At 62.7% G+C, this 26,565-nt stretch carries 26 protein-coding genes; 15 read left to right on the top strand and 11 right to left on the bottom strand.

Going from position 1 to position 26,565, the window contains the following annotated elements:
* Positions 1-37: 37 nt before the first annotated feature.
* Positions 38-664, bottom strand: coding sequence for a phage tail protein (locus tag BUC08_RS00295; protein ID WP_037921771.1), 627 nt, complete (start codon positions 662-664; stop codon positions 38-40).
* A gap of 315 nt (positions 665-979) precedes the next feature.
* Here BUC08_RS00295 and BUC08_RS00300 point away from each other — a divergent pair, with 315 nt between their 5' ends.
* From BUC08_RS00300 to BUC08_RS00320, 5 genes are all read left to right on the top strand, one after another.
* Positions 980-1,603, top strand: a complete 624-nt coding sequence (locus BUC08_RS00300; protein WP_073194078.1) for a VOC family protein — start codon at positions 980-982, stop codon at positions 1,601-1,603.
* The gene (locus tag BUC08_RS00305; RefSeq protein ID WP_037921769.1) at positions 1,600-2,076 is read left to right on the top strand and encodes a GNAT family N-acetyltransferase; all 477 of its coding nucleotides are present in this window, start codon (positions 1,600-1,602) and stop codon (positions 2,074-2,076) included. The genes BUC08_RS00300 and BUC08_RS00305 overlap by 4 nt, the downstream gene beginning before the upstream one ends.
* 68 nt (positions 2,077-2,144) lie before the next feature.
* On the top strand, positions 2,145-2,837 hold the full coding sequence (locus tag BUC08_RS00310; RefSeq protein ID WP_037922208.1) for a molecular chaperone DjiA: 693 nt from the start codon (positions 2,145-2,147) through the stop codon (positions 2,835-2,837).
* On the top strand, positions 2,837-3,865 hold the full coding sequence (locus BUC08_RS00315; RefSeq protein ID WP_037921767.1) for an endonuclease/exonuclease/phosphatase family protein: 1,029 nt from the start codon (positions 2,837-2,839) through the stop codon (positions 3,863-3,865). The genes BUC08_RS00310 and BUC08_RS00315 overlap by 1 nt, the downstream gene beginning before the upstream one ends.
* A gap of 42 nt (positions 3,866-3,907) precedes the next feature.
* A complete protein-coding gene (locus tag BUC08_RS00320) occupies positions 3,908-4,264 on the top strand; it encodes a hypothetical protein (protein ID WP_051693924.1) in 357 nt (118 codons plus the stop codon).
* A 22-nt stretch (positions 4,265-4,286) separates the two neighbouring features.
* Here BUC08_RS00320 and BUC08_RS00325 read toward each other — a convergent pair whose 3' ends face one another.
* The 6 genes from BUC08_RS00325 to BUC08_RS00345 all read right to left on the bottom strand — a co-directional run bounded on the left by BUC08_RS00325 (position 4,287) and on the right by BUC08_RS00345 (position 12,107).
* Positions 4,287-5,906 (bottom strand): Ppx/GppA family phosphatase, encoded by a 1,620-nt coding sequence (locus tag BUC08_RS00325; RefSeq protein ID WP_051693922.1) that lies wholly within the window; start codon positions 5,904-5,906, stop codon positions 4,287-4,289.
* 63 nt (positions 5,907-5,969) lie between these two features.
* On the bottom strand, positions 5,970-8,138 hold the full coding sequence (locus tag BUC08_RS00330) for an RNA degradosome polyphosphate kinase (protein ID WP_037921764.1): 2,169 nt from the start codon (positions 8,136-8,138) through the stop codon (positions 5,970-5,972).
* 123 nt (positions 8,139-8,261) lie between these two features.
* Positions 8,262-8,936 (bottom strand): P-loop NTPase family protein, encoded by a 675-nt coding sequence (locus BUC08_RS00335; protein ID WP_037921762.1) that lies wholly within the window; start codon positions 8,934-8,936, stop codon positions 8,262-8,264.
* Positions 8,937-8,939: 3 nt separating this feature from the next.
* On the bottom strand, positions 8,940-10,046 hold the full coding sequence (locus BUC08_RS00340) for an AI-2E family transporter (RefSeq protein ID WP_051693919.1): 1,107 nt from the start codon (positions 10,044-10,046) through the stop codon (positions 8,940-8,942).
* A gap of 198 nt (positions 10,047-10,244) precedes the next feature.
* A complete protein-coding gene (locus BUC08_RS24255; protein ID WP_143186650.1) occupies positions 10,245-10,577 on the bottom strand; it encodes a hypothetical protein in 333 nt (110 codons plus the stop codon).
* Between the two features lie 168 nt (positions 10,578-10,745).
* Positions 10,746-12,107 carry an FAD-dependent oxidoreductase gene (locus tag BUC08_RS00345; RefSeq protein WP_037921759.1) on the bottom strand — a complete coding sequence of 454 codons (1,362 nt, stop codon included), beginning with the start codon at positions 12,105-12,107 and terminating at the stop codon, positions 10,746-10,748.
* A 119-nt stretch (positions 12,108-12,226) separates the two neighbouring features.
* Here BUC08_RS00345 and pepT point away from each other — a divergent pair, with 119 nt between their 5' ends.
* The 3 genes from pepT to nhaC all read left to right on the top strand — a co-directional run bounded on the left by pepT (position 12,227) and on the right by nhaC (position 15,712).
* A complete protein-coding gene (pepT, locus tag BUC08_RS00350) occupies positions 12,227-13,486 on the top strand; it encodes a peptidase T (RefSeq protein ID WP_037921757.1) in 1,260 nt (419 codons plus the stop codon).
* 213 nt (positions 13,487-13,699) lie between these two features.
* A complete protein-coding gene (locus tag BUC08_RS00355; RefSeq protein WP_211254176.1) occupies positions 13,700-14,059 on the top strand; it encodes a DMT family protein in 360 nt (119 codons plus the stop codon).
* A 156-nt stretch (positions 14,060-14,215) separates the two neighbouring features.
* Positions 14,216-15,712: a Na+/H+ antiporter NhaC gene (gene nhaC, locus BUC08_RS00360; RefSeq protein WP_037921754.1), complete on the top strand. Its 1,497-nt coding sequence runs from the start codon at positions 14,216-14,218 to the stop codon at positions 15,710-15,712.
* Between the two features lie 98 nt (positions 15,713-15,810).
* Here nhaC and BUC08_RS00365 read toward each other — a convergent pair whose 3' ends face one another.
* Complete coding sequence (locus tag BUC08_RS00365) at positions 15,811-16,677, bottom strand: LysR family transcriptional regulator (RefSeq protein ID WP_037921752.1); 867 nt, start codon at positions 16,675-16,677, stop codon at positions 15,811-15,813.
* An 84-nt stretch (positions 16,678-16,761) separates the two neighbouring features.
* On the opposite strand from BUC08_RS00365, the gene BUC08_RS00370 reads away from it, so the two are divergent.
* Together BUC08_RS00370 and BUC08_RS00375 are read left to right on the top strand one after the other, a co-directional pair.
* Positions 16,762-17,133, top strand: coding sequence for a DUF4260 domain-containing protein (locus BUC08_RS00370; protein WP_051693917.1), 372 nt, complete (start codon positions 16,762-16,764; stop codon positions 17,131-17,133).
* Between the two features lie 42 nt (positions 17,134-17,175).
* A complete protein-coding gene (locus BUC08_RS00375) occupies positions 17,176-18,555 on the top strand; it encodes an MATE family efflux transporter (RefSeq protein ID WP_397467021.1) in 1,380 nt (459 codons plus the stop codon).
* Positions 18,556-18,995: 440 nt separating this feature from the next.
* Here the strand turns inward: BUC08_RS00375 and BUC08_RS00380 are convergent, their stop codons facing one another.
* Both BUC08_RS00380 and BUC08_RS00385 read right to left on the bottom strand, forming a co-directional pair.
* Positions 18,996-19,397 (bottom strand): hypothetical protein, encoded by a 402-nt coding sequence (locus BUC08_RS00380; protein ID WP_037921750.1) that lies wholly within the window; start codon positions 19,395-19,397, stop codon positions 18,996-18,998.
* A gap of 146 nt (positions 19,398-19,543) precedes the next feature.
* Complete coding sequence (locus BUC08_RS00385; RefSeq protein ID WP_162179360.1) at positions 19,544-20,434, bottom strand: cation diffusion facilitator family transporter; 891 nt, start codon at positions 20,432-20,434, stop codon at positions 19,544-19,546.
* A gap of 335 nt (positions 20,435-20,769) precedes the next feature.
* Between BUC08_RS00385 and proS the strand changes: the two genes are divergently transcribed.
* The 5 genes from proS to BUC08_RS00410 all read left to right on the top strand — a co-directional run bounded on the left by proS (position 20,770) and on the right by BUC08_RS00410 (position 25,791).
* On the top strand, positions 20,770-22,107 hold the full coding sequence (proS, locus tag BUC08_RS00390; RefSeq protein WP_037921745.1) for a proline--tRNA ligase: 1,338 nt from the start codon (positions 20,770-20,772) through the stop codon (positions 22,105-22,107).
* 50 nt (positions 22,108-22,157) lie between these two features.
* Positions 22,158-22,646 (top strand): DUF2937 family protein, encoded by a 489-nt coding sequence (locus BUC08_RS00395; RefSeq protein WP_037921742.1) that lies wholly within the window; start codon positions 22,158-22,160, stop codon positions 22,644-22,646.
* 522 nt (positions 22,647-23,168) lie between these two features.
* The gene (locus BUC08_RS00400; protein WP_037921740.1) at positions 23,169-24,455 is read left to right on the top strand and encodes a lipoprotein-releasing ABC transporter permease subunit; all 1,287 of its coding nucleotides are present in this window, start codon (positions 23,169-23,171) and stop codon (positions 24,453-24,455) included.
* On the top strand, positions 24,448-25,128 hold the full coding sequence (locus BUC08_RS00405; protein WP_037921737.1) for an ABC transporter ATP-binding protein: 681 nt from the start codon (positions 24,448-24,450) through the stop codon (positions 25,126-25,128). The genes BUC08_RS00400 and BUC08_RS00405 overlap by 8 nt, the downstream gene beginning before the upstream one ends.
* Before the next feature lie 114 nt (positions 25,129-25,242).
* The gene (locus BUC08_RS00410) at positions 25,243-25,791 is read left to right on the top strand and encodes a hypothetical protein (protein WP_037921735.1); all 549 of its coding nucleotides are present in this window, start codon (positions 25,243-25,245) and stop codon (positions 25,789-25,791) included.
* A 7-nt stretch (positions 25,792-25,798) separates the two neighbouring features.
* Here BUC08_RS00410 and BUC08_RS00415 read toward each other — a convergent pair whose 3' ends face one another.
* On the bottom strand, positions 25,799-26,482 hold the full coding sequence (locus BUC08_RS00415; protein ID WP_037921733.1) for a pentapeptide repeat-containing protein: 684 nt from the start codon (positions 26,480-26,482) through the stop codon (positions 25,799-25,801).
* Positions 26,483-26,565 lie beyond the last annotated feature (83 nt).

A 26,565-nucleotide genomic window follows, 5' to 3' on the forward strand; every position in this document is an offset into this window, starting at 1 on the left:
ACGGAGCGGCCCGCGCCTTGTTTCCATTGCCCCTTGTTTACGGACGCGAGGGGTAAATGCCATCACTGACGATACAGAAGTTCACCCCCTGTGCGGGGCTGCGATGGTTCACCGGTGCGCTGTTGCCTGCGGTGCTGACTGAATCGGGGCGCAGGAAGGAATTCGGCTGAGCGTTGGAATAGGTGTAGACGTCCCGCTTGGTCATATCCGTGCTGGACGCGCCCAGAATGTCGTTGGCCGGACCCTTCTCGTTGGCGACAGAACTGGTCACCGCGATCATGTGGTTGTGCTGCGGCATTTGCTGGGGGGTCAGTGTAAAACTGCGCTGGCCCACCTTCTGCCCCATGCTGATCGGGTCCAGCCCCGGTTGGGTGCCAAAGCCCACCATGCTGCGGCCTCGCAGGTCGGGCAATCCAAAGGTCGTGCGCCCGTCGCCGCCGTATTGAACGCCCAGCAATGAAAACAAGGTCTGATATTGCGAAATCGGAAGCAGTTGGCCAGCAGCGGGCAAGGTTCCGCGCGGGCAGAAATTGAAGCCATAGGCCTGGATGGTGCCTATATAAAATTCCTGCGCCCGCGCTTCGACCGCCGGGAAAAGCAAGGCCGCAGCCGTGGCAAGGCCAGCCCCCATGCGCAGCGTGGGCGATTTGATTGATTTTATCATGAAGTGTGTCCCTGTTATGCAGGCGAAACCGGTTTCAAATATTCAAGCGTAACGCTCTGCAATGTCAAAAATTCAACAAAACGAAACTCGTACTACTACCCTAGATTGCAGGGGGCATCGCCTTATTGTCAACAAATTTCCCCTGAAGCGTGTGTTTAAAGCCCATTGGAACAGTCGGACACGCGAAGAAGTAAGGGTGAGTTCCCCAAGGGTTTGTTTGCGCGACACACAGATCGCTGTTTTCAGTTTTGCCGCGATGTACCAAGGTGCGATGGACGGGCGCAGCCCATCAGTTTTTGACACAGGAAACCGGGTATGATGCAGTTCGACCATATTGCCGTTGCCGCTGCCACGCTGGCCGAGGCGACAGAGCATGTAGAATCCGCGCTTGGTGTAAAGATGCAGTCGGGCGGAGAGCATGCCGTGTTCCACACCCACAACACCTTGTTAGGGCTGGAGGAGGGGCTGTATCTCGAGGCCATCGCGATCAACCCCGCCGCCCCGCGACCCGACCGCCCACGCTGGTTCGATCTGGATCGGTTCGAGGGCCCTGCGCGGTTGACCAACTGGATTTGCCGCTGTGCCGACATGGATGCGGTGCTGATGCAGATGCCGGACCTGCCGCCTGACGGGGCAGGCCAACCGGTGGACCTGCAACGCGGCGACCTGCGCTGGCGCATGGCGGTACCGGCCAGCGGCGTGCTGCCCTATGACAACTGCTGGCCTGCGCTGATCCAGTGGCAAACCACACAGCACCCCGCCGACCGTCTGGCGACCAGCGGCGTGCGCCTGAAACGCCTGATCGTCAGCCATCCGCAGGCCGATGACCTGCGCGCCGCACTTGCCCACATTCTGCACGACGCCCGCGTGGTGTTCGACACCGGCCCCGCCGCCTTGCGGGCCGAGTTTGACACCCCCCACGGACCGCGCACCCTGTGATCCGCGCGGCACGCTCCAACGATGCGCCTGCAATCGCCGCCATCTGGAACGCGGTGATCGCCCAGCCGCACGTCACATTCACCACTGACACCAAAAGCGACGCGGCCGTTGCGCAGATGATCGTCGAGCGGGCCGGGGCCTTTCGCGTGGCCGAGACGGATGGCACCGTCGCAGGCTTTGCCACCTTCGGCAGCTTTCGCAGCGGCCCGGGCTATCGTCACACTGCAGAACATTCGATCATGCTGGGACCTCAGGCGCGGGGGCGGGGGCTGGGTCGTGCGTTGATGGACGCGCTGGAATCAGATGCCAAAGCAGCGGACATCCACGTGCTGGTGGCAGGGATCAGCGGCGGCAATCCCGACGCCGTCGCTTTTCACAATCGCCTTGGATTTGCGCATTCGGGCCGCATCCCGCAGGCGGGCTACAAGTTCGGTCAGTGGTTCGACCTGATTTTAATGCACAAAGTGATTTAGTCAGATTTATTGGATTTACCTCCGATCCCATCCTGACTCCATCCCGTGATTTCTTTATGGTGCGCCCCATGTCGATCTGGACCCGCATAACCGAAGCCCTCAGCGCCCTGACCGCTGGCGAAGGCCTGTCCGCAGTTTTTGACCGTTTGCGCACGCCCCCCGAACGCTCGGTGGGTTTTGCCATCGCGGTGATTGCGCTGTCTGCCAAGATGGCCAAGGCTGACGGGCGCGTGACCCGCTCCGAGGTCATGGCCTTCCGCGAGGTGTTCCACATCGCCCCCGAGGACGAGGCGGGTGCGGCCCGCGTGTTCAATCTGGCCCGGCAGGACGTCGCAGGCTTTGACGTCTACGCCCGCCGCATCCAGTCGATGTTCCGCGACCAGCCTGAGACGCTGTACGACCTGATGGAAGGGCTGTTTCACATCGCCATGGCCGATGGTCTGTATCACGAGGCCGAGGCCGCCTTTCTGGAACAGGTCGCCGAGATATTCGAACTGGCCCCCGCGCGTTTCGCTGCCCTGCGCGCCCGCGCGGTGCCCAATCAGAAATGTGACCCCTACACGGTTCTGGGCGTCGAATGCGGTGCCGATCTGGAGACCACCCGTTCCGCATGGCGAAAGCTGGTGCGCGAGAATCATCCCGATGTGCTGATGTCGCGCGGCCTGCCCGAAGAGGCCATCGGCATGGCCCAGAAACGGCTGATCGAGATCAACCGCGCGTGGGAAGAAATTCAGGAAACGACCACCTCCGGCGCGGCCTGATGCGGCTGGCCACTTACAACGTCGAATGGTTCAACGCGCTGTTCGACGATGTAGGCACACCGCTGTCCGACGACGGCTGGTCGGCACGTTACAACATCACCCGCGCACAGCAGCTTGAGGCGTTGGGGATCGTTTTCACCGCGCTGGATGCGGACGCGGTCATGGTGATCGAAGCCCCCGACCAGAACCGTCACCGCGACACGGTGCGCGCGCTTGAAGCCTTTGCCCAACTGTTCGACCTGCGCGCCCGCCGCGCCGTGATCGGCTTTGCCAATGACACCCAGCAAGAGATTGCCTTGCTGTACGATCCTGATGTGCTGGAGGCCACCCACGACCCCATCGGCCATGACACCGGGAAAAAAGGCGCCCGCGATGCGCCGCGTTTCGACGGCACCTTTCGCATTGACCTGGACGTGGACGACACCGAGGATCTGATCCGCTTTTCCAAGCCACCGCTGGAATTGGCGATGCGCGCGCGGGCCACCGGGTTCGAATTCCGCATGATCGGTGCGCACCTGAAATCCAAGGCCCCGCACGGCGCAGTCACCGAAGCCGAGATCATGCGCCATTCCATCGCCAACCGCCGCAAGCAACTGGCCCAGGCGATCTGGCTTCGCGCCCGCATCACCGCGCATCTGGAGGAGGGCACGCCGCTGATCGTGATGGGGGACATGAACGACGGGCCGGGGCTGGATGAATATGAACACCTTTTTGGTCGCTCGTCGGTGGAAATCCTGCTGGGGGCCGAAGGCCAGCCACAGCTTTACGACCCCCACGCGCGCCTGGCATTGGGGCGGCGTCTGGGCGTGATGCCCACCAGCGCGCGGTTCTGGATACGCCCCGAGAAACGGTATCTGCAGGCGTTGCTGGACTATATCATGGTCTCGCCCGACTTGCGGCCACGCGCCGTCGATTGGCGCATCTGGCATCCGTTGGACGATCCCGATTGCTGGCATGTGCCCGAATTGCGCGATGCGCTGGTGACGGCTTCGGACCATTTTCCGGTGACCCTGGACATCGACATCTGAAGCCACTTTGAATTGTCATGGTTTGTCCCCATATTGGATGGCATGAAACGTTTGTTCATTCCCGTAACGCTGGTGGCCGCGCTGGCCACGCCGTCCTATGCGCAGGACGACGGCGAAGGCCTGTCGCTGATGGAGCGGGGGGCCAGGATGTTCATGGAAGGCATCATGAAGGAAATGGAGCCAGCCATCGACAATCTGGGTGAGCTGGCCGAAGAGTTTGGCCCCGCCATGCGCAGTTTTGCCGAAACGATGGGACCCGCGCTGCGCGATCTGATGGGGCAGGTCGAAGACTGGAGCGTCTACGACGCGCCCGAGGTCCTGCCCAACGGCGACATCATCATCCGCCGCAAGCCCGAGGCACCAGAATACCTGCCGAAAGAGGGTGAAGTCGAAATCTGAGCCGGTTGCGCACGGACGCCGGTCAGGTGTTGCCCTCGCTCGCTCCGGTATCTTCTGACGCCCGTGGCGTACGCCGCCGCGTCTTGACCGTCAGTTCGGCGCCCAGGCTGCCCGCCAGCGATGCCAGCCGCGCCTCGGCCACTTCGCCGTAAAGCGGCACCACGGCAGGGGACAGATGCAGCTCGAGCTGTTTCTTTTGCGGGTACCACCGGAATTCGCCCCGATCCGCATCCTTCTGCATCCAGAACATCGCCCCGAACCGCATTGCTTTGCCCAGTATCTCGGCCTGCAAACGGGTCTTTTCATCCAGCATTTCGTACAGGTTTTCGAAGGGCGTGCCTTCGCTTTTGTTGGAATAGCGGTGCAACAGCGCCAGCCCCAGGAAAATCCGCTCCGAATGTTTCAGCCCGCCCAGGTTCGCCCGCGTTGCGTTGTCGAAACAGACCTCGGCGCGGTAATCTGGGTGGGCGCGCCAGCTGACGTCGTGCAGCAGGCAGGCCGCCTTGATCAGCCGCTTGCGCTGCACTGGTGCGGATTTGAACAGGGGCATGATGAATTCATAAAGCGTGCGGCCAAAACCGGGCAGGCGGGCATCCTTGGCTTCGGCAAAGCGGCAGGATTCGATCAGCGGATCGCGGTCGCGCAGGCGCTGGGGCATCTGTTCGTACAGCAACCCCTCGCGGATGCCATAGGACGACACCGCAATGTCCTTGGGCTTGAACGTGCGCACCAGCCGCGACAGCACTTCGGCGGCCAGCGGCACCAGCCCCATCCGTTGCGCAGAGATGCCACAGGCATTGCGCAGCTCCTCGGGGTCGCTCTTGGCGATAAAGGCCACGGTTTTGGCCACGCCCTTGGGCGTCATGCGGTATTCGTGCAGCACGTGCAGCGGGTAATTGCGGCGGTACATGTCGATGCGTGCAATCGCCCGCCACGAGCCACCCACCAGAAACAGCCGGTCGCGCTGTATGCCCATGGCTTCTTGCAACTGGTCCATCACGGCGGCGATATGCTCGCGGCGGCCCTTCTTGCCGCCCTTGACGTCCACCAGCTTGAGCGGGCCAAGTTGCGATGTCTCGCGCCGTCCGACACGGCCGCCGGAAATCTCGGCCAGTTCCATCGACGAGCCGCCAATGTCACAAACCAGCCCGTAGGCACCGGGCCAGCCCAGCAAAACACCCTGCGCCGACAGCCGCGCCTCTTCGCGCCCGTCGATCACCCAGATGCGCAGGCCTGTCTCGCGCAGCACATCGGCGCAGAAATCCGCCCCGTCCGAGGCGTCGCGCACAGCCGCTGTCGCCACCAGCGTCAGTTCGGGCAGGTTCATCCCGTCGGCCAGATGTTTGAAACGGATCAGCGCCGCCAGCGCCCGCTTGCGCCCCGAGGGGTTCAAGGTGCCGCTCTCGCTCAGCCCCGCACCCAGCGCGCACATGATCTTTTCGTTGTAGAAATAGGCCGGACTGCGCGCTGCTCCGTCGAAAACAACCAAGCGGACCGAGTTCGATCCGATGTCGACCACCCCCACACGGGCCAACGCCCGCGCGCCGGGATCTTCGAACAGGGGCCGCCCGAACGGGCCCCAGTCATGCGGTGCAACAGGGTCGGTTGCCGGAGTGCTGGCCTGTTCGGTCTGATCGGTCATTCGGTTCCCTGTGGCCGCCGCAGTGTCGTTTCCGAACATGGCCCACGGGGGGCGCGGGGTCAATCAGTCCTCGGCGTGAGTCAATTGTGGCACATCGGATGCGCCGGCTGAACCGCGGCCCGACAAGGACGGGTTTTCCATGAAGAACCTGTGGCAGTTGAACGCGAAATCGCCTTCGGGCACCTCGGGACGCACGAATTTTCCATCCGGTGCCATCACCCAGCTTTGCGCCACATCCGCAAGGTTTGCCGCCATGACCTGGCTGGTGATTTGCGATTTCACCGTCGGGTTCTCGATCTCGACCAGCGTTTCCACCCTGCGATTCAGGTTGCGGCCCATCCAGTCGGCAGAGGAAATAAACACCCGCGCTTTCTTGTGGGGCAGCCCTTTGCCGTTGCCAAAGCAGACGATCCGCGAATGTTCCAGGAACCGTCCGATGATGGATTTGACGCGGATGTTCTCGCTCAGCCCCTTTACACCGGGGCGTAGGCCACAGATGCCGCGGATCACAAGGCTGATTTTCACGCCGGCCTGCGAGGCTGCATAAAGCGCATCAATCACCTCGGCGTCGATCAGCGCGTTCATCTTGGCCCAGATTTCCGCAGGCCGTCCGGCGGCCGCATGTTCGGCCTCGTTGGCGATCATTTCCAGCAGGCGCGGCTTCAGCGTGGTGGGCGAGATCGCCAGGTTGTCCAACTCTTCCGGCTCGGCATAGCCGGACAGGAAGTTAAAGACCTTGGTGGCATCCCGGCCCAGCTTGGGGTCACAGGTGAACAGCGACAGGTCGGTATAAATCCGGGCGGTGATCGGGTGATAGTTGCCGGTGCCGTAATGGGTGTAAGTCACCAGTTCGTCACCCTCGCGGCGCACCACCGTGCTGATCTTGGCGTGGGTTTTCAGGTCCAGAAACCCATAGACCACATGCGCGCCCGCGCGCTCCAGACGCCGCGACTGGTGAATGTTTGCCGCTTCGTCAAAGCGGGCTTTCAACTCGACCAGCGCAGTGACCGACTTGCCGTCCTCGGCCGCCTCGCACAGGGCTTCGACAATCGGCGAGCGTTTCGAAGTCCGGTACAGCGTCTGTTTGATCGCCACCACATTGGGATCGCGCGCTGCCTGTTGCAGAAAGCGGATCACCATCTCGAAGGTTTCATAGGGGTGGTGCAGCAGCATGTCCTTTTGACGGATCGCCGCGAACATGTCCCCGTCAAAGTCGGTGACCCGTTCGGGCACGCGCGGGGTGAAGGTGGGCCACAACAGGTCGGGACGGCTGTCCAGCACCAGCTTGCCCAGATCGGCAAGTCCGATCATTCCGTCAATCTCGATCACTTCGGAGTGCATGACGTTCAGTTCGCGCATGATCACCGATTTCAACCGCTCGGGCGCGCCGGCCGAATGCAGCATCCGCACCACTTCGCCACGGCGGCGGCGTTTGAGTGCCACTTCGAATTCGCGCACCAGGTCCTCGGCTTCGTCCTCGACCTCGAGATCGCTGTCACGCAGCACCTGAAATTCGAAGTGCGCGGTCAGCTTGTAACCGGGGAACAGGGTGCCGATCTGTTCGACCAGCAACTCTTCAAGCGGCAGGAACCGCGTGTCCTGACCGGGCAGGGCAACAAAGCGGTCGATCTGTGCGGGGATCGGCAGCAGCGCCTGCAACGGGCGCTTGTCCGACTTGCGTTCCAGCTGCAAGGCCAGCGCGTAGCCGGTGTTCGGGATAAACGGGAACGGGTGTGCCGGATCAATCGCCAGCGGCGACAGAACCGCAAAGACATGGTTCAGGAAATAATCACTCAGAAATGCCTTGTCGCTGGGCGTCAGTTCCTCGCGCTTCAGCACGTCGATGCCCTCGGCTTCCATTTCGGCCAACAGGTCCGACAACACCCGTTGCTGCGACAGCATCAGCGCGCGGGCGTTGTCATTGATCAGAACCAGTTGCTCGGCGGGGGTCAGCCCGTCGGCAGCGGGCATGGTGTTGCCCGCGATGGCAAGCTCACGCAGGCCCGCGACACGCACGGTGTAAAACTCGTCCAGGTTGCCCGCGCTGATCGATAGAAACCGCAGGCGCTCCAACAGCGGCACACGCCGGTTCTCTGCCTCTTCCAGCACCCGCCAGTTGAAGGCCAGCCAACTCAGCTCGCGGTTTACAAAGCGACCGGGGCCCGACAAATCGAGATCATCGAGGGCCTGCGGCTCGGGGAACGGGTGGGTGAGGAAATCTGCCTGTGACATGGCGCGCTGATAAACCGGGATTGTAACGGATTGATAACAAGCTTGGCGCGTTTGTACCTTAAATGTCCAGCTTTAAGCCCTTGAAACCATTTTAAGATGGCGGTCCGGCGCTTATCTGCCGGATCACTCGGCTTCGCGGCCCAGAACCTTGGCTGCCATGGCGCGGGTCAGCGGCTTTTGCGCACTCAGCGATTCTGCATCCAGCACCGCCACCATACGCCGCGCGGCGTCGAACGACCGTTCCATATGCATCGCCAGATAGGGGATCACATCGATACGGGGTTTCAGTTGGCGGTCCGCGAACAGCTTGGCCAGCACCGCCGTGAGCAGACTGTCGTCGGGCAACTCGAGGATCGCCGCCGGGGTGCCGCCCACGCGGCTTTGCAGGTCGGGCAGGCCCAGCCCCCAATGCACCGGCGCACCGCGTCCGGTCATCAGCAGCGGATGACCATTGGCCAGCGCCAGATTGTGCAGGTGAAACAACGCGGTCATCGCATCGGCATCCGCTGCGATCTGTGGCACATCCTCGACCGCGATCGGCCCGCCTGCCAGGTCGGGAATGTCGGCTTCGGCCAGGTCGCGGGCTGCCACGATCCGTGCGCCCGCCATACCCGCCCAGACGTGGGTCAGGTGGGTCTTGCCCGCACCGGGCGGGCCGGTCAGCACCAGCTTGCCCCCGGGCCAGTTGTCCCATGCCTCGATCAGGCTGACCGCCACCGCATTGCCGGGGGAAACCATGAAATCGTCGCGTCCCAGTGCGGTGCGCACCGGCAGGTCAAAACTGAGTTGTTGTGACATGGTTCAGTCCGCGTCGGTCCGGTCGGGAACGACATGGCCCTCGTCCGTAAGGTGGTGATCCGACAGGCCGCGGTAGAGCAGGCTTTGCTGGTATTGCTGGACGGCGAAACGTGTCACCACGCCCAGAGCCGCCGCCACCGGCACGGCCACCAGCATGCCCACAAAGCCAAAGAGCGTGCCAAAGACGGACAGGGCAAGGATCAGCCAGACGGGGTGCAATCCCACCGAGTTGCCAACCAGCTTGGGCGTCAGGAAATTGCCCTCGATCACCTGACCGACGATAAAGATACCCGCGACCAGCCCCAGCGACACCCAGTCGCCCCAGAACTGGAACAGCCCCAGCCCGATCGCCAGCGCCCCGCCGATCAGTGCGCCCAGATAGGGGATGAACGTGATCAGCCCGGCGACGAACCCCACGACCAGCCCGAATTGCAGCCCCACCAGCATCAGCGCAATCGCGTAATAGGCGCCCAGGATCAGACAAACCGTGCCCATGCCGCGAATGAAGGACGCCAGCGTCTTGTCGATCTGGCCTGCCAACTTGCGGATCGTGGGTGCATGGTCACGGGGCAGCAGCTCGTCAATGCGCGCCACCATGTTGTCCCAGTCCAGCAGCAGGTAGACCGACACCACCGGCACGATCACGAACAGAACCGCGATGTTGATCAGCGACGCGGCACTGCTCAGTGCGGTGGTGACCAGTTCACCGCCGCGTTCCTGTACGGTGGCGGCCAGGCTGTCCAGCGACTGGCGCAGGGTGCTGTCGGCATCCAGCAGCGACGGGAACCGCTCGGTCAGGAAGGTGCCGAAATTCTTGGCCAGATCAGGCGCGGTGTTGAACAGTTGCACCGACTGGTTGACCAGCGTCGGGATCACCAGCAGTGCCATCAGCACGAACAGCAGCAGCGCCACCAGCGTGATGATCGCGGTCGCCAGTACCCGGCTGGCCCCCAGCCGTTCCAGCTTGTCCGCAACCGGGTCCAGGAAATAGGCAATCGCCCCGCCCAGCAGGAAAGGCACAAGCACGTTGCCAAGCGCCCAGAGCAGGACGAAAAAGATCACCGCGGCAACGCCCCAGTATCTCATTTGATCGCGGACGGGCAAACCCATGTGACGCTCCTGCAAAAGTCAGTTTTACACATCGCCCATAGGGCGTTTGGTTTCAAGGGGGCAGGGGGAATGGCAGGTCGCCTATCTTTCTGGGCGCGGGAGTGATTTTGCGACCTTCGCCGTGAACCGCGAAGCCGTTTCGCCGGGCGGGCCGATCAATGTCCTTAACGCGGGACTAAGTTGCCGTTGGATTCAGCCTCAGAGTTGTGACAGTGTAGTGGTTAAATGCATGATAAGTCTTGGAAGCGCATCAGGTGATGTTGCATCGAACTCAGTGATCGAAAAACTTCGCTTGTCTTCATGACTCGGCAGAAAATAGAGTTCAAAGCTATTCTGAAAGACTTCAACTTCGACAGTACCGCCTCTCCAAAAAAAGCGTACGGTAGGGGAGTAACCCGATACAGCCGACTCTGGGAAAAGGTTGGCGGCCTTCGTGGCCTTCAGTAGTTCGGTCGCATGTAATATCGCGGTATCATCTGGTGTCTGATTATCAGACCATTCCCAGTCTATGCATTTCCAAACCAAATCCATCTAGTTTACACCTCAAATGAACCGCATAAATCTAACTCTGGCGATATCGCTTCAACAAGCAGAAAGGGTTCAAATCAGACCCGCGCCGCCCCGTGTCGGAAGACCCGCCTTTTCGTCCAGATCAGGTCTCTCATGCGACCGTCACAGCCATCTCACACCAAAATCGCGTCACTGCACTCGGACGCCCTGATCCCGCAGCACCTCCTGCACCGCCGCAATGTCCACCGCATCCAGCGCCACGCCCCGCGCCACTGCCTGCGCGGCCGCCACGCCGGCGCCTTGGCCGGCCACCGCACAGCACGCCATGTTGCGCGTGGCCGCATGGGCGATCTTGTCGCCGCCAATGGCGCGGCCCGTCACCAACAGGCCCGAAACCCCCTTGGGCAACATGCAGCGATAGGGGATATGCATGTACCGTCCAGTGGTCGGCAGGATCAGCACGCCGTAGCCATCGATGAACTCGGGGTAAATCCCGATGCTGTCGTCGAAGCGCGCCTCGTGGCGCACGTCGTCCTCGGTCATGTTGTAGACCGCGTCGATCTTGCGGGTATCGCGGATGCCGATGGTCATCCCGAAATTGCGCAACCGTGCCGCAGCACAGCCGGGGGTGTAGGCGCGCAGCACATCAATCGCCACCATCGCCTGCGTGCGGCCCTCCATCTCGAACCGGGTCATGCTGTCGGGGTCTGTGCCATCACAGCCCGCCAGATGCACCAGGTTCATATAGGTCATCTCGCCACTGTCATGCACCGCGCCCCATGTGCCGCCAATCGTGTTCAGATGCGCCGGGATCAGCCCCTCCTTGATCGCCCGCTCGAACGGCTTGCCAAGGAACGGCGAATACATATCGTCCTCCTTTCCGTCGGTCTCGACCACCCATTCGCCGGTCGACCAGTCCTTGTAGGTCTGCGGATCGGCCTTGACCCCCGCCAGAAACGCCTCCTTGTCCACGCCCGCGATGTGAAACATCACGCTGGCCGCCTGCATCTCTTCCACGGGCGTTTTCACCGTGGCAGCCCCCGCCCGGTGCGCCACGTCGGCGTCGCCCGTGGCGTCAATGACCACCCGCGCGGTGATCGCCTCGCGGCCCGCTTTCGATTCCACGATCACGCCGGTGATCCGGTCGCCCTCCATGATCGGCGCGACGAACTGGCGGTGAAGCATGGGCGTAATGCCCGCCTCTTCGACCATCCGATCCGCGACCAGCTTGAACCCCTCGCTGTCCAACTCATAGCTCAGCGACTGGCTTTCGGGCGTGGCGGCACCCATCGCCTTGGCGCGCTCCTCGAATTCGGTGCCTAGTCCACCGGCCTCGATGGTGGCTTCGTGGCGATACCACGCGAAACCTTCGACACCCACCGCCGTGATGTTGCCGCCAAAACAGCCGAACCGGTCCAGCAAGGCCACCTTCGCCCCCGCCCGCGCCGCTGCAATCGCCGCCGCCAGACCACCGGGGCCCGAGCCCACGACCAGCACCTCGGTGTCATGGATCACGGGCGTTTCGCGGGCGGGTTCAAGGATCGTGTTCATGGGGCAGGCTCCTGTTACAGAGCTGTTACATTGCGCCCGTGTCCCACGGCGTCAATCCCTTGACACGCACGCGCGCCCGCTTCCACATGCGCCCAACCCCCGGATCCAGGAGAACCGCCATGCGCACCGATTTCGACACCGAACTGGAAGACCGCCTCGTCCGCTACGCCAAAATCGACAGCCAAAGCGACGGCCACAGCGCATCGGTCCCCAGCACGAAAATCCAGCTGGATATGTCGCGCCTGCTGATGGACGAACTGAAAGCGATGGGCGCGCAGGATGTGACCCTTAGCCAGGACAGCGTCGTTCTGGCCACCATCCCCGCAACCCAGAGCGTTGATGCCCCCGTGATGGGATGGCTCGCCCATGTCGACACGGCGCCCCAGTTCAATGCCACCGGCGTGAAACCCGTGGTGCATCGCGGCTATAACGGCGGCGACATCAGCTTTGCCGACGCGCCCGACCTGCGGCTGTCGCCCGAGGAATACCCGTTCCTGTCCGAGAAGGTGGGCGAGGATATCATCACCGCCAGCGGCACCACCCTGTTGGGTGCCGACGACAAGGCCGGCGTGGCCGTCGTGATGACCGCCGCGCGGCACTTGCTGGACAATCCTGACATCGCGCATGGCAAGATCCGTCTGGCCTTTGTCCCCGACGAGGAAATCGGGCGCGGCGTCACGCCGAACCTGCCCGCCGATCTGGGGGCCGATTTTGCCTATACATTCGACGGCTCGACGCCCGGTGACGTGGAATACGAGAGCTTTTCGGCGGACGCGGGCGTTGTCAAAATCACCGGCGTGTCGATCCACCCCGGCTGGGCCAAGGACGAGTTGGTCAACGCCCTGCATCTGGGGGCCAAGGTGCTGATGACATTGCCGCATGTCACCATGACCCCCGAAACGACTGAGGGCCGCGAGGGGTTCATCCACGCGGTGTCGATGACCGGCAGCGCGGCCGAGGTCGAGATGCACTTCATCCTGCGCGACTTTGAAATGGAAGGGCTGGAGGCCAAGGGCGCGCTCTTGCGTCAGGTCTGCGAAACCGTTGCGGCGACCGAGCCGCGCGCGCGGATCACCTGTGATATCACCCACCAGTACCGCAACATGCGCTATTGGCTGGAAAAGGACATGACGCCCGTGGATATGGCGCTTGCCGCCGTGCGCAAAGCGGGGATGGAACCGGTGTCGGGCGCAATCCGCGGCGGCACAGACGGGTCACGCCTGACCGAGTTCGGGACCCCCTGTCCCAATATCTTTTGCGGCATGCAGAACGTGCACGGCCCGCTGGAATGGGTGTCGGTGCAGGACATGGCCAAGGCGACGCTGGTGGCGCTAAACCTCGCAAGCAGCGTGGCGGAACTGGACGCGCCCGCCGGTTGACCACTCAAGGCTGCGCCCGCACGTCTTACCCAAAGTGCGCCGATTACAATTCGTACGCGTTCGGGATGGCAGTGCGTCGGGCGCGGCCCTTCACGCATTGCCCAGTGCATGGGGGCGGGTCATCCTCATACTGCCATGCATACGATCATGCCGAACCGCGGCACTCCGCCCGACCCAAGCCAGTAACCAGATCAAACACCCTCCGAGGACACCGTGTCATTCATCTCTCCCTCCGTTGCGCCGATCCTGTTGCTGATCGGGTCAAACGTCTTCATGACTTTCGCCTGGTACGGGCATCTGAAATACCCCGACCGGCCGCTTTTGATGGTCATTCTGCTCAGCTGGGCCATCGCGCTGTTTGAATATTGCCTCGCGGTTCCGGCCAACCGGATCGGCCATGCGGTCTATGCCACCGCCGAGCTCAAGGTCATGCAAGAGGTCATCACCCTGTGCGTCTTTGCAGGCTTTTCGGTGCTCTATCTGGGCGAACGCTTTACGATCAACCATATGGTTGGTTTCGCACTGATCTGCGCCGGTGCGTTCTTTGTCTTCAAGGCACCGATCCCCACGTAACCGCAGGCGCGGGCAATCCGCGACCTTGATTATTGTCCTGCGGTCCGCACCGCGCCTCAGCGGGCATCGGCACGGATTTCGGAACTCAACGCATTCGCGATGTGTTGGGCCAAGGGACGATAACGTCAAAAAACGTAAAAACGAGGGACGCCATTCATGAAAAAGGAATTGCCCAGCCTATCGCTTGCTCTTCTGCCTGTATTGCTCACGCTGGGGCTATTGGCCCTGCAATTGTTTTACTACGGTGATTTCACACCGCATATTCCGCTTGCCATCGGCCTTGCCATCACCTCGCTGCTTGGTGTTCTGCGAGGCCAGACATGGCTTGATATCCGCGAAGGTATTTTCCACGTCATTCACGTCTCGATGCCATCGCTTGCCGTTCTGATCGTGGTCGGGATGATCATCGGTACATGGATTGCGGCCGGCACCGTGCCGACACTGATTTATTACGGGCTGACACTTCTCACCCCTTCGGTCTTCCTGGCTGCGGCGATGATCCTGTGTGCCGTGGTGTCTTTGTCCCTCGGGACCAGTTGGGGCACCGTGGGCACCGTCGGGCTGGCCCTGATGGGGATCGGCGCGGGGTTTGGGATACCGGCCTATTGGACTGCGGGCGCGATCGTTTCTGGCGCCTTCTTCGGGGACAAGATTTCGCCCCTGTCCGACACCACGAACCTCGCACCTGCGGTGACGGGCACAAATGTCTTTGACCACATTCGCAACATGATGCCCACCACCGTGCCTGCGATGCTGATCGCGCTGACGATCTATGTTGTCGTGGGCTTTGTGATGATCGAAGAGGGGGCCACAGGTGACGTCAGCGGCATTTCCCAGATCACCACGCAACTTGACGAGACCTTTGCCCTTGGCCTTGTGCCGCTGCTGCCCGCGCTGCTGGTGATCTGTCTGGCGCTGCTGCGCCAACCGCCGCTTCCGTCGCTGTTTGCCGGTGTGGTCGCAGGTGGGCTGGTGGCCGTGTTCTGGCAGGGCGAGGGGCTGCATTCGGTCTTTGCCTACGCGCAATCGGGCTATGCCATTGAAACCGGCGTTGCGGATATTGACACCTTGTTGAATGCCGGTGGCATCCAGTCGATGATGTGGACCATTTCACTGATGCTGATCGCCCTGGGCTTTGGCGGCGCGCTTGAACGGACGGGATGTCTCGAAGCAATCATTCACGCCATCATCGCGCGGGTCAAAAGCTTTGGTGCCGTGCAAAGCTCGGCCATCGGAACCGCATTTGCGACCAACCTCGTTGCAGGCGATCCCTATATCTCGATTGCATTGCCGGGGCGGATGTATGCGCCGCTGTACCGCGGCATGGGCTATTCCACACTGAACCTCAGCCGCGCCGTGGAAGAGGGCGGCACATTGATGAGCCCGCTGATCCCGTGGAACGCCGGTGGTGCTTTCGTCATCAGCGCGCTGGGCCTTGGCGTGATGAGCGGCAATCTGCAAAACCTGCTCTACATCCCGTTGGCCTTTGCCTGTTGGACCGCACCGGTGATCGGCATCCTTTATGCGGTCACAGGGCTGTTTTCGCCCAAGGCCACGGAACAGGACCGCCGCGATTGGGAAAAATCGGACGAGGATGTGATGAACCTCGACGACCACGAACTGGGCGGGTTGGCCGACGCGAAGGCGACCTGAGCAGACAGGTCTGGCAAACAGGCAAGCGGCCCCCGGTTGGGGGCCGTTGGCGTGTCTGGTGGGCGCAAGGGGCGCCTGCATCACATCCGCCGTGCACCTTAGCCGGCCAGAACCGCAGGCAACCCTGCAACCAACCCGTCAAACACCGCCCGCACCGCCGGGCTGTCCCGCTGGTCCTCGTGCATCGTCACCGCGCAGGGCATCGGCACAGACAGGTCGGGCAGAACCCGCACAAAGCCCAACCGTCTGGCGATCCCCGACTGGCACAGGCCGACGCCCATACCCGCCGCTATCGCCGCGATCTGCACCAGCGCATCGTCGCTGCGCAGCACCACGTTATGCGGCTCGGGCAGTCCGCGTGCTGCCAGTCCCGCCGCGATCCGACCCGCACGGTCGTCGCTGATGAACGGGCAGGTCTCCAAGGGCACATCCCGCCCTACATCCAGTTCCGGCGCGGCAAATAGGCCCAAGTCCACCGCAGGCAGGTTGCGTGCGACCAGCGCCTTTTGTGTCAGCGGCGCGGTGCGTATGGCCACGTCGGCGGCACGGTGCAGTAGGTCTTCGGTGCTGTCGGTGGCCGCCAGTTCGATCAAGAGGCGCGGATATCGGGCACGCAACGCTGCCAGCAGCGGCGGCACCACATGCACGGCCATCACGCGTGGACAGGTCAGGCGCACGACGCCTGCAACCTCGTGTCCCTGATCCACCAGCCGCCGCAGACCATAGGCCCCGTTCAGCACCGCTTGCGCGGGGCCATGCAACCGTTCGGCCAAAGGTGTCGCGGTCAGCCCGTTCTGCGCCCGCGTGAACAACCGCGCGCCCAACTCGGCCTCCAGCGTCTCGATCTGCCGCCGCACGGTGGGCTGCGACAGCCCCAACAGACGCGCGGCCGCAGACAGCGATCCACGCTCCATGACGGCGCAAAAGGCGGGGATCAGGTCCAGCGATGTCAGCGGTATGCTCATAACTTCTTTCTAGGTGAATATGCGTATTTGAACAATGGTGTTCATCTAATCCCTGCGCCACATCTGTTGCATAGGAGCCAAAACATGACACACACCATGACCCCCTCAATGTCCCGCACCCTGCGCGCCGAAGGCGCCGCGATCTTTGTTGCAGCCCTATGGGCTTTCCATTTGTCCGGCGCTTCCTGGTGGCTGTTCGCCGCCCTGATCCTCGCCCCTGATCTGGCCATGCTGGGATACCTTGCAGGCCCCCGCATCGGCGCGATCTGCTACAACCTGATCCACAGCTACACCCCCGTTCTCGCGATCGGCGCGATCCTTTACGCGCTGGACAGTCCTGCAGCCCTGCCGCTGACCGCCATCCTGGTCGCGCATATCGGCATGGACAGGGCGATGGGCTATGGGCTGAAACACACCAGCGGCTTTAAAGACACCCACCTGGACGTGTTTTCATAACGCCTCTTTTAAAGGCAGCGATCCGCGGCTAAGGGGATGGGCATGACAGACATGACCCAACCCCAAATGCCGCGGATGACCTATCCCGGCCACGTCCGCGCCATGCTGGTGCTGGGCTTGCCGTTGATCGGCGGGCACATCGGCCAGATGGCCATCGGTGTGACGGATACCGTGATGCTGGGTTGGTACGGGGTCGAGGCGCTGGCCGCCGTGACGCTGGCGTCGACCTATTTCTTCGTGATCTTCCTGCTGGGCAGCGGCTTTGCCTGGGGCGTGATGCCCATGGTCGCCTCCTATGATGCCGAGGGTGACGAGGTGTCGCTGCGCCGTGCCACCCGCATGGGCCTTTGGCTTTCGGTGGGCTTTGGCGCTGTGGTCGCCCCCCTGTTCATCTGGGCCAAGCCGGTGCTGCTGATGCTGGGCCAGACCGACCAGGTCGCCCGCGACGGGGCGCTTTACCTTGGAATTGCGGGCTGGGGCATGGTGCCGGCACTGCTGGTCATGGTGATGAAATCCTATCTTGCTGCGCTGGGGCGTACGCAGATCGTGCTGTGGATCACCATCGCGGCGGCGGTGGTCAACGGGCTGGCCAACTATGCGTTGATCTTCGGCAACTGGGGCGCGCCCGAACTGGGCGTGCGCGGGGCGGCCATTGCGTCGATCACAACACAGGCGGTCAGCCTTGTGGGCGTGATCATCTACGCCCTGCGCACGCTGCCGCAGCACCAGATTTTTGTGCGCCTGTGGCGGCCCGACTGGCATATGATGGCGCGGGTGTTCCGGCTGGGCCTGCCCATCGGCATCACCAGCCTGTCCGAGGCAGGGCTGTTCGCCGCATCTGCCGTGATGATGGGCTGGCTTGGCACCGTACCATTGGCCGCCCACGGGATCGCCGTCCAGATGGCGGGACTGACCTTCATGGTGCACCTTGGCCTGTCCAACGTCGCCACCATCCGCGCAGGCAATGCACTGGGCCGCCGCGATGCGCTGCATATGGCACGGGGCGCCCGCACGGCCTTTGTGTTGTCGCTGTGCATGGCGCTGATCACCACGGCGGTATTCCTGCTGTGGCCCGAGACGCTGATCTCGGTCTTTGTCCAGCGGGACGAACCTGCGCGCGACCAGATCATGCTGATCGGTGTGGGCCTGCTGGCGGTGGCGGCGCTGTTCCAGCTGGTCGACGGGGTGCAGGTGATTGCACTTGGCCTGCTGCGCGGGCTGCAGGACACATCGATGCCGATGGTGCTGGCTGGTATCAGCTATTGGCTGGTGGGGCTGCCCACGGCCTATCTGTTCGGCTTTGTGCTGGATATGGGTGGGGTGGGCGTGTGGTTCGGCCTTGTGGTGGGCCTGGGCACCGCGGCGCTGACACTGGCCTGGCGTTTCTGGCGGGTCAGCTTCCCCAAGGTGGGGCGCGCCTGACTGTCAGATGCCAGGCAAAGGCGACATTTAGCTAGAGCGCGGCGGCACATCCGAACGACAGGGCAGGGGTTAAGCGGTCATTCGTGAAAAATGCAGCGAAGGTCTGGTCTGAGCCCTTTCCGCAATCCCCTGCGCGGGATCAAGGCCGCAGGCCGCCGCGCATCGCCGGGCCGCCCCACGGCGCGGCGATTTGGTTTCTGTTGCGCCTGACCGATAGCTCGGATGTGTTTGGCTGCCATAAAGTGCCAGACACCAAGGTCCGATCGCCGCACCTCGGCCCGACGATGCGCGGCTTAGCACTCCAATTCAAACGGCAGCAAAGTCCGCGAAGCGGACCTTGCTCCATGCCACGTCCAAGGGCAGGTTTAAGCCAGCAGGACTTGGCATTTGGATCGAAATGGCTTGGCCTTTCACCCTGGCGCGCGCCAGAAAATTCGGCACTAGCCCTGCATCAGCCGGTCGGCCTTCTTGCGCACCAGCACGCTGCGCAGATCATGCATGGCCAGCAACAGCGCATCGGTGACATCATCCAGTTGCTCGTCGGTGGCCTTGGACTGTGCCCAATGTGTCGTCAAGTTCAGATAGTCCACGGCCCGGTGAATATCGTCGATGTCACGCGCGGCCAGCAGCGCCTGGCGCGAAGCCATCCACGATTTGATCTCGGCCATATCCTCGTCGCTCAGCGTACGGTCGCCGTGCGGCTTTACCTCGCCGTTGCGGATGTTGATGACCGCAATCTGGTCCATCTCGATCCGCCGTTGCCGGTTTTCGGTGTCGATGCGAAACACCGCCGCTCCGTTTTCGCGTACCCTGAAGTAATAGTCGGGCAACTCGCCTGCCATGCCGCGATCCTTGATGGTTCAAATGTTTTCGCTACCCAGCCCTTACCAGCACCGGCTTGATTGGCAAAGATGTTTCCCCGAATTGCCCGGCTTGGCAAGGGGGGCACCGCCTGCAACGCCGAATTGCCGGCCGGTGCGGCGGCGGTTCAGTCCAGGACGATGATGCCGGTCTGTTTGGATTTATGCTCGGGTTCGACGTGGATGGTGATATGCGTCACCTCCAGCTTTTCCTTCAGCGCGTTCTCGATCCGGTCGCAGATTTCATGCGCCTCGAACACCGTGGTGTCGCCGGGAACAACCAGGTGGAAGTCGATGAAGATCGCAGACCCTGCATGGCGCGTGCGCAGGTCGTGAGCCTCGGTCGCGCCGTCGGCCTGTGTGGCGATGATCTCGCGGATGCGGGCAAGCGTCGCCTCGGACACAGCCTCGTCCATCAGCCCGCTGAGCGAATCCCGCACGATCTTCCAGCCCGACCACAGGATATTGACCGCCACCAGCGCGGCCAGCAGCGGATCGAGTATCCACCAGCCGGTGCCGACCGCCAGCAAAACGCCTGCGGCCACCCCGACCGAGGTCAGCACATCCGTCACCAGATGCTTGCCGTCCGCCACCAACGCGGGCGACTTCTGCTCACGTCCCCGCGACACCAGCACCCAGGCCCAGATGCCGTTGATCACGGTCGCACCCATGTTGATCAACAGCCCCTCAAGCGGCGCGTCCAGCGGGGCAGGGGTCATGAACCCGTCATATGCCTCGTGCAGGATCAAAAGGGCGGCGACGATGATCATCACGCCTTCCAGCACCGCGCTGAAGAATTCGGCCTTGTGATGGCCCCAGGGGTGATCCGCATCCGCCGGTTTCGCCGCCACGCGAATGGCAATCAGCGCGGCAAAGGCCGTCGCCACGTTCACCGTGCTTTCCAGCGCATCCGAAAGCAGGGCCACCGATCCCGTCAGCCAATAGGCCAGAGTTTTCAGGCCGAGCACCGCAAACCCCACGAAAATACTGCCAATCGCAAGCTTGATCGTGGTCATGATGGCTGTCCCGTGCAGTGTGACCCGTCAGATAGAGAGGTGAGGCTGAATTCGCAAGCACTTGTATTTGCGAATGAAAATCATGTTCATTCGCAAGCGGTTGCTGACGCTTGCTCCGTAGGCATCGATGCAGGTGGCGGTCAGGCGGGGATATCAGGGTGAAAGTCCAGATTGCGCTCTTTCCGCTCGGTTCGCTGCGCAGAAACGGGGCCGCAGGCCGTCGTATATCCCAAAGCGCTGCCCAAACCCGCCGCTGTCCCCCATCCCCCCGCTTTCCCAATTGCGACAGCGCCAGCAATGCCCTAATCAGACCCAAACACCGTTCCAAGGAGGCCATGATGCGTCTGAGCCGTTATTTTCTGCCCGTTCTCAAGGAAACCCCCAGCGAGGCACAGATCGTCAGCCACCGCCTGATGCTGCGGGCGGGCATGATCAAACAAGCCAGCGCAGGGATCTATTCGTGGCTGCCGCTGGGCTTCAAGGTCCTGCGCAAGATCGAAAACATCGTGCACGAGGAACAGGCCCGCGCCGGTCACATGCCGATGCTGATGCCCACGATCCAGTCCGCCGACCTGTGGCGCGAAAGTGGGCGCTATGACGCTTACGGTGCGGAAATGCTGCGGTTCAAGGACCGGCACGACCGCGACATGCTGTTCACGCCCACCGCAGAAGAACTGATCACCGACATCTTCCGCGCGAACGTCAGCAGCTACAAGGATCTGCCGCTGACCATGTACCAGATCCAGTGGAAATTCCGCGATGAGATCCGCCCGCGCTTTGGCGTGATGCGGGGCCGTGAATTCCTGATGAAGGACGGCTATAACTTCGACCTGACCAAAGAGGACGCGCTGCACGCCTACAACCGTCACCTGGTCACCTACCTGCGCACCTATGAGCGCATGGGCCTGCAAGCGATCCCGATGCGCGCCGACAGTGGCCCCATCGGCGGTGACGACACCCATGAATTCCTGGTGCTGGCCGAAACCGGCGAGAGCGAGGTCTTCTATGACAGCGCCGTGACAGACCTGAAATTCGGTGACCGCGACATCGATTATGACAGCGTCGAAGATTGCGCCGCGGTGATGGAAGAGTTCACCACCAAATACGCCCGCACGGACGAGACCCACGACCCGGCCCTGTTCGAACAGGTCCCCGAAGACCGCCGCCGCATCGCGCGCGGCATCGAGGTCGGTCAGATCTTCTATTTCGGCACCAAGTATTCCGAACCGCTGGGCGCAGTGGTCCAGGGACCCGATGGCAAACAGGTGCCGGTGCACATGGGCAGCCACGGCATCGGCGTCAGCCGCCTGCTGGGTGCGATCATCGAGGCGAACCACGACGAAAACGGCATCATCTGGCCCGAGGGCGTGACCCCCTTCCACGTCGGTATCGTCAATCTGCGTCAAGGTGACGAGGCGACTGACGGTGCCTGCGAGGCGCTGTACAAAGAGTTGACTGCCAAAGGGTTCGAGCCGCTTTATGACGACCGCGATGAGCGGGCAGGCGGCAAGTTTGCCGCGATGGACCTGATCGGCCTGCCATGGCGCATCACCGTCGGCCCGCGCGGGCTGAAAAACGGTGTGGTCGAGCTGACCTCGCGCCGCACCGGCGAGAGCGAAGAGATGACCGCCGAGGCCGCTGTGGCCCGCATCGCGGAGATCTACGCAGGCGTTTAAGGGGCACCACCAATGCGCACGACCAAACTCCACAGCATCGGCACCGGATCATGATTGTGCGCACTCTCACATTGGTGGCGGCCCTGAGCGCAGGGGCCGCTACCTCGCAATTCCCTGAATTCTCTCAGCAATATGCGCAACGTCTGGGCGGTGCCGTCGATGCACTGGCCGAGGTCGTGGCGGATTTCGACGCTTCTGCCCAGGCCGAGGGGCTGACCCGCACGCAGGCTCTGGAACAGATGCAGGGCACGCCATTCATCGACCGCCGCCGCGCCGACATGACCCGCACCTTTGCCCGCTATGACAAACTGCGCGCTGATCTGGTGGCCCTCGACAGTGCAGGCCCATTCATGCGCGCCTATCACGCCACCCGCATGACCGACCCAGAGGTGGCCCGCGCTGCATGGGCCGCCTTCAAACCCGCCGTGCCGCTGACCTTTGCGGGCGGCATTTTTGCCGCCACCGGCTTTGTCGCCATGTTGCTGCTGATCGGCATATTGCGGCTATTGTTGCCCAGTGGCCGTAGAAGCATGGTATAGGTCTGCGGTCTTGGTCCCGCGCGCTTGGGGAAAGCGGATAGGGCGCGAACCTGGCAGTTGCTAATTTCGGCGAAAAGAGCAGCTATGCGAGACAAAGTTTCAATCCACCAAAGCCCGGAACAAGGCACGCAGTGCCGCCGGGCAGCGCCCGACCGCCCCATGGGCGGGCGCTTCCTCACCGTCTTGAGCCTCTAAGCCCCCACGCCATAGCGGATAAATAAACTGGCATCCACTGACGTTCCAATGCCCACCCGCGGTCGCGCGGCCCTCTATGGCAAGGTCACTCTGACCTCAAAATGAGCATTCGCTCCGCCCCACCCAAACGGCCACATCCGGGAACTCCACACACACCGCTCCCCCAAAACACCAAACCCAACACCGCAATTCCGCGCACCATTCACAAACCACATTGCCCGTCCCCGCAGGCGGAACTATGTGACCGTTGCGGCCAACAGCCGCCGCGCGGCTTGACCCTGACGCGCAAACAAACCAACGTGCGCGCGACCCCGAGCAGGAGCCGAAATGGCCAATTCCACCACCCCCTTTGCCCCCTTTGAATGGATGATCGCCTGGCGCTATCTGCGCGCCCGCCGCGCCGAAGGCGGCGTCAGCGTCATGACATGGATCAGCCTGATCGGCATCACCCTTGCTGTGTTCGCCCTGATCGCCACGCTCGCCGTCCGGTCGGGCTTTCGCGCCGAATTCGTCGACACGATCCTGGGCGCCAACGCTCATGTGACCGTCTACAACCTGGGCGAAACCACCGCCACCGGCCAGCTTGACAGCACCATCCCCGACTACACCGAAATGACGCAGCGTCTGACCCGCGTGCCCGACGTGATCCGCGCGGCCCCACTGGTGCGCGGGCAGGTCATGGCCAACATGCGTCAGGCCAACGCGGGCGTCGAAGTGTTCGGGATTGAACTGGCCGACCTCAAGGGCTTGCCGCGCATCGCTGACCCCACCACCAGCCTGGGCGACATCGACAACTTTGACCAGGGCATCGCCATCGGCTCGGGCGTGGCACGTGAACTGGGCGCGACCGTGGGCGACAAGATCAAGCTGATCTCGCCCAACGGCGTGAAAACCGCCTTCGGCACCAGCCCGCGCGTCAACGCCTACGAAGTGGTCTATGTGTTTTCCGCTGGCCGCTATGACATCGACCGCACCCGCGTCTACCTGCCACTGGCCGAGGCGCAAAGCTTCTTCAACCGCGAGGGCGTCGCCACCGAGATCGAGGTAATGGTCAAAAACCCCGAACAGGTCGACCAGATGGTACAAGCCCTGCAACAGGCCGCAGGGGACCGTGCCCAGACATGGACATGGCGCGACGCCTCGGGCGGTTTCCTGCGCGCGCTCGAGGTCGAGGACAACGTGATGTTCATCATCCTGTCGATCCTCGTGCTGATCGCCGCGATGAACATCGTGTCGGGGCTGATCATGCTGGTGAAAAACAAGGGCCGCGACATCGGCATCCTGCGCACCATCGGCCTGTCCGAAGGGTCGGTTCTGCGGGTGTTTTTCATCTGCGGCGCCTTCACCGGCCTGATCGGCACCGCGATGGGCGTGATCCTGGGCTGCCTCTTTGCCATCTACATCGACCCGATCTTTTCCTTTGTGAACGTGGTGATGGGCGGCGGCGTCTGGGACCCGTCCATTCGCGGCATTTACGCGCTGCCCGCGCAGTTGAACCTGTCGGACGTGCTCAAGGCCGTGGGGCTGTCGCTGGGCCTGTCGTTCATCGTTACCATATTCCCCGCCCGTCGTGCCGCGCGGATGAACCCTGTTGAGGCGCTGCGTTATGAGTGATCCTGTTTTGCACCTGCACGGACTGCACAAGACCTATAACACTGGCCTGCCCGGCGAGGTGCAGGTGCTGCGTGGTGTCGATCTGACCGTAAACGCGGGCGAGGTCGTGGCGCTGGTTGCACCCTCGGGGGCGGGCAAATCCACCATGTTGCACATCGCGGGCCTGCTGGATGTGCCCGACGACGGCACGGTCAGCCTTGCAGGGCAGGACATGACTGGCCTTTCCGACCGCAAACGCACCGCCGCGCGGCGGTCCGACATCGGTTTCATCTACCAGTTTCACCACCTGCTGCCCGAGTTCTCGGCGCTGGAAAACATCGTGCTGCCGCAACTGGCTGCAGGCACCGCGCGCAACGCGGCCGAGGCGCGCGCGCGCGACCTGCTGGACCGTGTCGGCATAGCGCCGCGCGCCGATCACCGCCCCGCGGCCCTGTCGGGGGGTGAACAGCAGCGGGTGGCCTTCTGCCGCGCGCTGGCCAATGCGCCGCGCCTGTTGCTGGCGGATGAGCCCACCGGAAACCTCGACCCCGAAACATCCGATCAGGTCTTTGGTGCGCTGATGGAGCTGGTGCGCGGCACCGGCCTGTCTGCGCTGATCGCCACGCACAACATGGAGCTGGCGGCGCGTATGGACCGCGTGGTGCGGATGGACGCAGGCAGGCTGGCCACCTGAGGTCTGTTTGCGGAAACACGCTGTTTCTGTGGCTGCGCTGGTGAAATTTCCCGCGTTTCGCGCTAGGCTGTGTCCGACCGCACAGGCGCGGACCCGTCCAGAGGCATCGCCGACATGAGAGATCATAGCACAGACACTGACGCGCGGATTCCGTCGATTGGTGCAGCCGTGGCCAATGCACCGAACACGATCACTGGTTTTGACGCCGCCGAGGACGTGCTGCTGATCGAGGTTCCGCCGGGCGTCGATGCGACCATCACCGGCCAGCGGGTCACGCCCGCGGGCCTGTGGCTCACGTTCTCAACTGGCGAGGCGGTGCTGCTGGAAGGGCTCGACGCGATGATCCCCGAGGACGCGGTGACATTTGTCGAAACGGATGCGAACGAAGCCGCCACAGGGACGCACGCGGCCCTGTTCCCGAACGAAGCGCCCGGGGGCCACATCACCGGCGCGGTGACGCTGGGCGGTTTTGACGTGGATGCCGATTGCATCGTGATCGCGACGGACAGCCCTGGAAAACTGTCTGTGTTGGCGCAAGCCGTGACCGATCAGGGCCTGACGATCACCCTGTCAAACGGCGTGACGGTCACGCTGTCCGACGTGACACAGCCGCTGGACGACGGTGACGTTGTCTTTGTTCCCACAGGCGCGAAGCTGCCTTAGCATCGGCTCAAAGAACCTTAAGCCCCAATTGCCCCAGCAGATCAGCCGCCTGATGCCTGGAAATGATCGCGCCCCTGAACAGCCGCGCATCGGTCAGCTTGATACCGCCGAGATCCGCGCCCCGCAGATCCGCCCCCTCGAACCGGCACTCGGGCAGATGCGCGTCCCGCAGCGAACAGCTTTCGAACTCCGCCTCCCGAAAGTCGCAGGACCGCAGGTCGGCGTCTGTGAAATCCACCTCTTTCAGGATCATCTTGCGAAAGGACATGCGTGGCAGGACCGCAAGCACCAGCAAAACACCTTGGATGGAAAAGCCCAGCGTTTTCGCATCGGTGAAATCCGAACCGGTCATCTTGCAGTTCAGGATTCTGGTCGCATTCAGCGTCGCTGCGCGAAAGCTGGTGTTGCTGAAATCCCCGCCCTCAATCGTGGCCTCTTGCCGATTGGCCCCGACAAAACTGGCCCCTGCCGCGCGGCAATTGGCGAAACGCACTTCGTCAAGCCGCGCGCCATTGAAAGCGGTGCGCGCCAGCTTGCAGCCCGTGAACTGCCATCCCGATAGGTCAAGATCGGACAGGTCCAGCCCGCTGAGGTCGCAGTTTTCAAGGGACGCGCGGTCGCCTGGCGAAAGGATGTTTTCCAGTTCGGCGCGGCTGGGCGTCTGGTCTGCAAGGGTGCGGAGGTGATCCATGCGGACTCTTTTGCAAATACCCGAAGGGCGGGCAAGCAGGGAAAAGATGCGGCGTGGCGTCCGGTCCAGCCATCAGGCCCGGG

The organism is Pseudosulfitobacter pseudonitzschiae (assembly GCF_900129395.1).
Classification (GTDB): Bacteria; Pseudomonadota; Alphaproteobacteria; order Rhodobacterales; family Rhodobacteraceae; genus Pseudosulfitobacter; species Pseudosulfitobacter pseudonitzschiae.